The following is an 8265-nucleotide window of genomic DNA, read 5'->3' on the forward strand; positions in this document are numbered from 1 at the left end:
GTTGCACCGAACATCACCGGATCCCCGGGCATCGACGCGGCAGCCTCCAACTTCGCCGCCACACGCGTCAGTCGAGCCGACAAGTTATCGGGCCGATCCTCCACGCCGATAGTCAATCAGTAGGCCCCAAGCCTGGCATACCCCGTAAGCCTGGCTGCACTGGCGGTCACGACGCGCACTCACATCGGCTGTCCATGTCCGCGACGAAACCGCACAGAGGCTAAATCGACGCAGCGTGACCGGTGCGCCGAGTCCCCAGCGCGCCCGGTCGGCGGCAGAAGAGCGCACGGCCGTCACTGCTCGTTCCGAACGCCTGCCAAGAGGTCCGAGACGATTCGTAGCTCGGCCGGCTTCAGCGCGGCCCGGCTGATGGGGTTGCGTGTGCTGTCCTCGTCGTCGCAGACGCTCACCCCGTCAGCCGTTCGGCGCCAACCGGCGGGCGCCGCCGCCACGATTGCCTCGGCGACCGTCACGACCTGCCCGGTTACCCCGACGACCCGTAGCGCGTCGGCCAGCCGGGTCACCGCTTCGCTCGACTCCGCGGCTGCGTCGCCGAGGATCGATGCGAGCAGGAGCAGCGCTCTGGCCTGGTCCAGCGCAGTGGGCTGGCGGTCGGCTACCGAGATCAGCTCGTGCCACGAGATGCCCGGACCATCCAGCGCCCCCTCCACTGTGGCGATCTGGATACAGTCCTCACCGTCGGCGGGAACCAGCAGATAGTCCACGCCCTCGTCCTCGTCGAAGTTGCGATAGACGACAGCGAGGCGGGCACCGCCGCCCAGATCAATCAGGAACACCGGCCAGGCGGAGGAATCCGTGAGCCGCCGGTATGTGGCCCGGACTGCACCGAGCCTTTCATCGAACAGTAGGGCCAGTTCGTCATCGAGATCCGCTTCGAGAACTTCCCCCAGGTGTGCCGGCCAGAAGCCCGGGCGATCCAGCAGCTCTGAACCGTCGTAAGCAAGCCCTGGTCCGCCCAGGTCGTCCGGACCGCGATCGTCGTACCCCGGAAGCATAGTCACGGCGCATCTATACACCATCGGGAGCCGGCGGCCGTCGCCACGGCCACGGCACGTCCTGCATGCCACCACCCAGTCGAACGGGAACGTCCAGTCTGACTCAGAACGAACGCTCATCGGCTAGATCCGGTCACCGGCGCGCGGTCAGCGGCAGATGCGTGCGTTCGTCGTCCGGGAAGTCGCGGCGCGGGCGTCAGCTCAGGGAAGGTCGGGATCTGGGTGCTCGGTCACGAAACGCTCGCCCGTTTCGTCGTCGACCAGCGAGTTGTCGACCAGCCATTCAACAGCCCGCCGCTTTGCGCGCACGTCGCGGAAGGCGTACCAAGCCGGCAGTAGGTGCGGATACTGCTCGTGCAACTCGTTCTTGAACCGGCGGAAGGCGCCCTTGCCCTGGATCGCTCGCGCGAGTCTGCGGCCGGCCGCCGCGGCACTGATCTTCTCGGCGAAGTCGGCCATGTCCTGGTACCAGACGTAGGACGGCAGTGGGTCGATGGCCACCAGGTCGAGGTCGTCAAGGTCGACGGGCGTGTGTCCGTCGATGCCGCCGTCCGTCGTCCAGAACACGACCTCGCCGGTCTGCGGGTTGATCAGCCATCGGTGCTCGTAGTCGGTCTGGTCCTCGAGCGCGGTGGCGATCTCCTCTAGGTCCAGCCTGCTCAGGTCAAGCATCCGGCCACCATAAACCCCGTTTCTGTCCGCGCTTCGGCCAGCGACAGCGCGACCAGCGGCAGATGCGCACACCTGACCTTGTTGATCCGCGGCCAGCGGCGAAGGTGCGTCAGCGGCTGATGTCACGTGCGGTCTCGAGAAGGTCATCGCGTTCGCGGATCCAATCAGCGGCAGCGGCGCGCACCTCGCCGACGGTGTCGTCCAGTACTGACCGGACGACGTCCACGTAGGGGTGGGCGTCGCGTTGCCACCACCGCAGGGACAGAACCGCCAGCCGACGCACGGTCGGATCCGGATCGTGCACCATCGCGTTGCTGAGCGCGGGCAATATCCGTCGGCCGACTGCACGGCCGAGTTGGCGCTCGCCGAGGACGTCCACGGCGTGTCGGCGGACGAGGACGTGTTCTGACTGCAGGCCGCGAAGGGCTTCGTCGACCTCGTCGGTGTTGATGCGGCACGGCGGGGTGCCTGGTTTCAATTCCTCGGCCAGGGCTGTTGCATACTCTGGCCGGCTCGTGAGCACGTCTTCGAGGGGACGGTAGTTCAAGGCGAGCGGGTTCCGCCCCTGATCACGGAAGCTCGTGTAAGGGGCGGCGACAGCTGTGACCACCGCTTCTTCGGGAAGTCGGTTTGCGTGGTCGAGTACCAGATCCAGCCGGCCGAGCCGGGCTAGTGCCCGAGCCGTCCACAGCTGGTCTGGTCCGTCAAGCCGGTTGAGTGCGGCGGTCAGTGCAGCGATCACCTCTTCGTCGGGCAGGCCGAGGTCGGCGAGAAGTTTGGCGGCCTTCCACGCCCGCTCGGCCCTGCCCAGTAGTGGTATCAACTCCGCGGCGGCCGGACGGCCTAGCGTGATCAGCGCCTGACCCGCTTCCTCAGCGCTGATGAGACCGTCATAGTCGCCAAGCAGGGACACGTAGTAGCGCGCCTGCTCGGCCTGTGGTAGCGCCGCGATCCGAGCCATCTCTGCGCGTCGCCGGTCGAGTTCGGGGAAGTGCCGGTGCAGTTCCCGTTCGCGCAGCACGCGGCGCAGCAGCGCCTCCCCACACTCGTGGTCGAGCACCAGCACCAGGAAATCGCGGTCGACGGTACCCGCATCGCGTAGCCGCCGGCGGGCCTGCCGGCACGCCGTCACCAAGGCGGCCAGATACCGGCGGAAGGTCTGTTCCCACTGCCGGGTGCTGCCACGACGCGCGAACACAGTCAGCTCCTGCTGCCAGCGCCGGTCGTCCTTCTCCGGCAGCCAGTCGAGGTCGGACTCTTCCCAGTCCGCCACATTCCTTCCGAGGTCTGCACGACGCTCGGCCGGCCATTTTTGCACCGCCTCGAGCGAGTTCATCCCGAGGATTGGCAGCATGATCACACCGTCAGTCTCGCGATAGATTTCGCCCCACGCCGCAGCATAGAAGTGCTGATTCGGCCGCTCGGCGATTACCGTCTGGACGGTTCGCACGAGCGCATCGGTGAGGACCTGCTCGAACCCGCCCCAGTCGAACACCGCCTCCACGCGGAAGATCCTAGACCGAGCCGTCTGAGCAGCATGGGCATGCCGAGGCTCCACCGCGGCAGTCTCAGACCAGCGTGATTGGGACGGCCGCAGCGGCACCTGCGCGCACGAACAGCGGCAGAACGGCACATCCTCAGAGGCAGCTACGCTGCATGCCCGACAGGGTGCCGACGCCCGACAGGATTGGACCGGATCGTGAGGTTCTCGCTTCTGTGGCGGTACGGAACGTCGACGGGTACCGACGGGCTCTCCGACGAGGCGATCCTCGAGCTGTTATCCGAGCTCGACGACGATGAGGACGATGCCGAGCACGGTGACGTCTGGCTGACCGACAACGCCAGCGGATGGGCGATCGGTGTGTTCGCCGGCGGTCGCGGGCTTGTGGTACTGGAGAACTCGGAGCCGGGCGGCAGCTCGTTTCATCGGACCGGGGTTTCTCGGCAGGACGCCTTTGATCTGCTCCGGCGTGTCGCTGACGGGCACCTGGACGCCATCCGATCAGAGGCCTGGGATCCCGGCCACGGCTCCGGTGAATAGGACCACTGAACGGAAACAGCCACTGCTGGCCGGTGCGCCGCGCTAGCCGCTGTTGCGGCTTGACGACCCGACCGAGCATCACGTCGCGGCATCGCCAGCATGATCCGGTGCACTCTTCTCGGCACGACCGCGCGGTCAGCGGCAGTAGCGGATGCTTGATCTTGGCGACGATGAACTCGATCTTTGGCCCTCGCCGGACGGAACCATTTCCAAGGTGGTGACCAGCTGTACCGTCGCCGTCGTCGCACCAGTTGGTCCGGGTCAGTCGCCCTGCGCCGGTCGATGCTCGTTGACTTCGGGCTGGCCGCGTCGTGCATTCGTTGTCGGACCCGCCCGCTAGCATCGCCGCGATCGCCAACGGGAGGGAGGGCGCCGTGGCCCAGGACGACGTCGCAACGTTCGTCGATAGGGACCTGCGGGGCGCGCGGTTCAACAGGTCGACGTTGGCCGGCGCGGTGATGCGCGGCGTCGATGTGCGCGGGCTCGATATCGATGCGCCGTGGCTGGCGGACGGCGCACTGCTGATCAACGGTGTCGACGTCGTGCCGCTTGTCGAGGCCGAACTCAACCGGCGGTTTCCCGGTCGCGAACTGAAGCATGCCAAGGATCCCGATGGCCTGCGCACGGCGTGGGCGGCGCTCGAACGGGCCTGGGCGGCCGCGGTCGACCGGGTTGAGTCAATGCCCGAGGGCACCGCCGACGTCTCGATCGATGGCGAGTGGTCGTTCGCGCAGACCCTGCGCCACCTCGCGTTCGCCACCGACGCATGGCTCGGCAAGGCGATCCTGCGCCTGCCGCAGCCCTTCCATCCGCTCGGGCAGCCGCACGCCGAGTACGAGACGGATGGATTTGATATGTCGATCTTTGCCACAGGGCAGCCGAGTCTCGCAGAGGTGCTCGATCTGCGTGCCGAGCGGCAGGCCATGGTGCGGGACTTCCTCGCGAGCGTCACGCCGGAGCTGCTCGCCGAGCCTCGGCCGACCGCGTGGTCACCCGAACACGAGGAGCGGGTCCTGCACTGCCTCCACGTGATCTTCGACGAAGAGTGGGAGCACCTCCGCTTCGCACTGCGCGACCTCGACGCGCAGGAATAAGGTCCGGTGTCCACGTGGACACGTGGAAAGACCTCCCACCGAAGGGACACCCCACTGCGTCACACTGCGTAGTGCTCAATATGCGGATGTCTGCGGTGGTGATCGCGCCGAAGCACGTCGGTAACAGACTTCGCTCTGCCCTCAGCCCCCGCCTCGCGAGCGGTGCGTACGTCCGCTGGTCTAGGGTCCCTGGGGTGGTCATGAGCGCGCAGGACGTTGTGGGCGTAATCGAGTCGGACCCGGGAGCAATGAGAGTCCTTCGGGCTACGGCCGACCTTGGATTACCGGACTGGTGGATCGGTGCCGGATTCGTACGCAACCGCGTCTGGGACGCGATCAGCAACCTCCCGGTCTCGTCGGAGCGCGACGTGGATGTCGCCTACTTCGACCCGGAGAAGCTGGACCCACGCGAGGACGCACGTGCCGAAGCCCAAGCCATGGTGGCCCTGCCTGGGGTGCCGTGGGAGATTCGTAATCAAGCACGGATGCATCTGCGCAATGGCGATGAGCCCTACACGGCCGCCCTGGACGCGATATCGCGCTGGCCCGAAACGGCAACGTGCGTCGCGGTTACTCTGCGGGGTGACTCTGTTCGCCTGGTGTCCTGCCATGGGCTGGCTGACCTTGTGGGAATGGTTGTCCGCCCCTCTCCAGCCTTCAACAACGCAGCGGGGCGCGCGAAGGTACAGCGCCGCGTGGAGGTCAAGGGATGGCTCGACCGATGGGCCGGACTGCGGCTGGAGATCTAGCGCTCACGCCAAGCGAAGGAAGGGTGGCCCCGACAGGACGTCCTCTTCTCGGCATGACCGCGCGGATCGCGCTAGTGAGCGGATGCGTGGCGCGCCCGTGTCGCACGCATGCGACGGATGATGGCGACCAGCCCCGGGCCACAGAGCCCGTGAACGGGGTGCGGCCAGCAACTACCGCGCGGTCGTGTCGATCAGCGTTGTTAGCGCGTGGAGCTCGGCTTGGGCTGCGCCGATCACCGTCGCGGTGGGTCGGTGCATGTCGCCGGTGTAGCGCTGTGCGATCGCGGTAAGCGTGGGGATGGGCGTGGTCGTGCGGTGGATGCCGTCGACGGTCTCGAGGGGGCCGACGCCATTGGCCAGCAGCCACAGGTAGTCGCCGAGGTTGCTGGCGATCACGTTCAGCTCGCCCTCCGAGCCGAGGAACACGATGGGCTGGGTCTGGATCGGGGCGTCAGGCACGCGGATCCAGAAGGCGGCCAGACCGCCAGACCCGTCTTGTCCGAAGACTCGGAACGGTGCCGTGCCGGCGGTCGGGTTGCCGGTCCAGGATTGCCACCACTCAAGCGTTTCGACGGACCACATGAACTCGTCGTACGGCTCGAAGTCGTGACCGTCGTGGTCGGCGGAGAAGCCTTCAGCGTGGGCTGCGGCCAGCGCGGCCGGCAGCGTACGGTCCTCGTCCTGCACCAAAAGTCTATGAGGGCCTTCATACGGCGTCGGGTGGGACTGGCCCTCGCGTAGCGACGCATTACCGGAGCTGCGACCAGCGCGGTCAGCGGCAGATGTGCGCACCCGATCTCGGGTAGGCCACCGGAAGGAAGACGAGTAGGTTCGGCGCATGCCGGACGACATCGTTCTGCGGCTCGACCGCGCAACGGCCGAGGATCTTTACGCCGCGCTGTACGAGGCCGGAGAACATGTCGCAGCCGGCGCACCAATCACTCCGCCCACCGCCGAGGAGGCCGAGCGGCTGGGCAGCCTCTTACGGGACTTGGGCCACGCACTGGGCCGCCCTTGCTCTCCGTACTGTGCCGACCTTTAGTCGATCGCGTGTCGCGCATGCTCAGCGGCAAATTAGGGCGGGGGCAAGCAAACCGACAACACGGCGGGACGACGTTGCTCGGGCGATCATGGTTCTCGTTCGGGCGGCGCCCCAGTCGGCGTGGGATGGATTCCGAACTTTTCGATCATGAAGCGCCAGAAGAGCCGCACGGCCTCGGCGCTGGGACGGGCAATCCGGTCGTTTCGGCCAGTAGTGGCGAGGTGCTCGATGACTACTGTGCCAGCTGCCACCGGGCGCAGGGAGGATGGCGACCTTACCGCGATGACGTCGTACGGCGGATCTGGAATCGGCTGAGTCACGACGATGAGGTCGTGCATTGAGGTGCACCCGGCGGCAAGTCCGCCAGCACCGGACGTGTCGATGGAGTCGACGATGTCGGCCATGTGGCGAAACTCGGGATGTTGATCGGCCATTGCGTGAAAGCGAGCGCCGATAACCGGCCACGACAGTGGCCGGAATGGGTAGGGCCAGCCCATCGTCCTCACATGGCGATCTTCCCGGAGAGGCGTCAACAACGCCAGATCCGACACCATCAAGAACATGAGGTTCCTGTGCGACGGTCCAAACGTCCGGTCATCGGCATGTGCGTATGCCGGCCGAGTCAGCACTTCGTGACGCCGCGTAGCGCGCGGATCGCGGCATGAGCGTGCGTCAGTTGTGCCGGCGTTGCGGACTATGCCAGCCCAATCTGCTTATTGAACGTCGTGAGGTCGTAGAAGAGGTACTCTTCGGCGATCTTCCCGTCGGCCCAGCGGGCCACGGTGGAGAAGTCAACATCGAATGACTTGCCGGTGGGCGGGATCTCATTACCGTCCGGGCCGGTCATGGGACCGGTCATGGTGCCGGTGAAGCGTGCGATCGAGCACGTCCAGTCACCCAAGCCGAAGAGAACCTTGTATGGCCGGTTGCCTATCCGCTGATTCGGAAACGCCCTAAAGAAATCCCTCGCCTCGGCTTCATGATCATGCCGACCATGCGTATCCGGTTTGCCGGGCCACCGCACTACGACGTCCTCGTGGTGCCGGCTGTTGAACGTGTCGATGTCCTGGGCGTTCCATGCGTCGTCGAAGGTCTGCATCAGTTCCATGTTCTGCTGCTCGATGCCCACCGCCGCGACCTCCTGCTTTCCCCGCCGGCTCAAGGTTTGACATCAAGGTAACGGTGGTGGCCACCCGGGCGCGTTGTTTTGACTTACTTGCCTCGCGCCTGGGGTAGCCAACTTGATCTCGTAAGGCCTGACCGCAGTTCGAACTGCTCGACCGGCTTATCCCCTGACGCCGCCAGCGCGACGGCACCGACCCGCCGGACCTTGATCGGCTGCACGCATCTCGGCACGTCCGGACGGCAACCGGGCCAGCTCGGCGTGACGCTGCGTAGCGCGCGGATCGCGGCAGATGTGCGCACTCGACCGCCAATAACCCCACTCCTCGAACGCGTTCTCAGACCGCTCGAACTTCGGCGAGCCGCCTGACTGATTACTCGTCGTCCCAGCAGACGGTGGCTTCCCATGCGGCCGACGCTTGCCCGGCGATGTCGAGCGCGCCGTCGTCGAGGCCGGCGGCGTTGTCGGGCAGCACGAGGTCGAGGTCGGGGACGTCGACGTGCGACTCGTCCCAGTCGATCAGCGCGA

General features: G+C 66.3%; 10 protein-coding genes. 4 read left to right on the forward strand and 6 right to left on the reverse strand.

The window, feature by feature from the left end; translation table 11 throughout:
* Positions 1-293: 293 nt before the first annotated feature.
* The 3 genes from AC1WTP_RS33930 to AC1WTP_RS33940 all read right to left on the reverse strand — a co-directional run bounded on the left by AC1WTP_RS33930 (position 294) and on the right by AC1WTP_RS33940 (position 3192).
* Positions 294-1022: a hypothetical protein gene (locus AC1WTP_RS33930; RefSeq protein ID WP_481653298.1), complete on the reverse strand. Its 729-nt coding sequence runs from the start codon at positions 1020-1022 to the stop codon at positions 294-296.
* Positions 1023-1217: 195 nt separating this feature from the next.
* Entirely contained in the window at positions 1218-1688 is a 471-nt protein-coding gene (locus AC1WTP_RS33935) for a UPF0158 family protein (protein ID WP_481653299.1), read from the reverse strand.
* Positions 1689-1797: 109 nt separating this feature from the next.
* Positions 1798-3192 (reverse strand): HEAT repeat domain-containing protein, encoded by a 1395-nt coding sequence (locus AC1WTP_RS33940; RefSeq protein WP_481653300.1) that lies wholly within the window; start codon positions 3190-3192, stop codon positions 1798-1800.
* Between the two features lie 195 nt (positions 3193-3387).
* On the opposite strand from AC1WTP_RS33940, the gene AC1WTP_RS33945 reads away from it, so the two are divergent.
* From AC1WTP_RS33945 to AC1WTP_RS33955, 3 genes are all read left to right on the forward strand, one after another.
* Complete coding sequence (locus AC1WTP_RS33945) at positions 3388-3729, forward strand: hypothetical protein (protein WP_481653301.1); 342 nt, start codon at positions 3388-3390, stop codon at positions 3727-3729.
* Positions 3730-4103: 374 nt separating this feature from the next.
* Positions 4104-4823 carry a DinB family protein gene (locus AC1WTP_RS33950; protein ID WP_481653302.1) on the forward strand — a complete coding sequence of 240 codons (720 nt, stop codon included), beginning with the start codon at positions 4104-4106 and terminating at the stop codon, positions 4821-4823.
* 200 nt (positions 4824-5023) lie between these two features.
* On the forward strand, positions 5024-5572 hold the full coding sequence (locus AC1WTP_RS33955) for a nucleotidyltransferase family protein (protein ID WP_481653303.1): 549 nt from the start codon (positions 5024-5026) through the stop codon (positions 5570-5572).
* Positions 5573-5743: 171 nt separating this feature from the next.
* Here the strand turns inward: AC1WTP_RS33955 and AC1WTP_RS33960 are convergent, their stop codons facing one another.
* Positions 5744-6259, reverse strand: a complete 516-nt coding sequence (locus AC1WTP_RS33960; RefSeq protein ID WP_481653304.1) for an SMI1/KNR4 family protein — start codon at positions 6257-6259, stop codon at positions 5744-5746.
* Positions 6260-6410: 151 nt separating this feature from the next.
* Here AC1WTP_RS33960 and AC1WTP_RS33965 point away from each other — a divergent pair, with 151 nt between their 5' ends.
* Positions 6411-6614 carry a hypothetical protein gene (locus tag AC1WTP_RS33965; protein WP_481653305.1) on the forward strand — a complete coding sequence of 68 codons (204 nt, stop codon included), beginning with the start codon at positions 6411-6413 and terminating at the stop codon, positions 6612-6614.
* A gap of 86 nt (positions 6615-6700) precedes the next feature.
* Here AC1WTP_RS33965 and AC1WTP_RS33970 read toward each other — a convergent pair whose 3' ends face one another.
* Positions 6701-7177 carry a hypothetical protein gene (locus tag AC1WTP_RS33970; RefSeq protein ID WP_481653306.1) on the reverse strand — a complete coding sequence of 159 codons (477 nt, stop codon included), beginning with the start codon at positions 7175-7177 and terminating at the stop codon, positions 6701-6703.
* Positions 7178-7308: 131 nt separating this feature from the next.
* Complete coding sequence (locus AC1WTP_RS33975) at positions 7309-7743, reverse strand: ester cyclase (protein ID WP_481653307.1); 435 nt, start codon at positions 7741-7743, stop codon at positions 7309-7311.
* Positions 7744-8265: the final 522 nt, after the last annotated feature.

This window comes from Micromonospora sp. R311 (assembly GCF_056780015.1).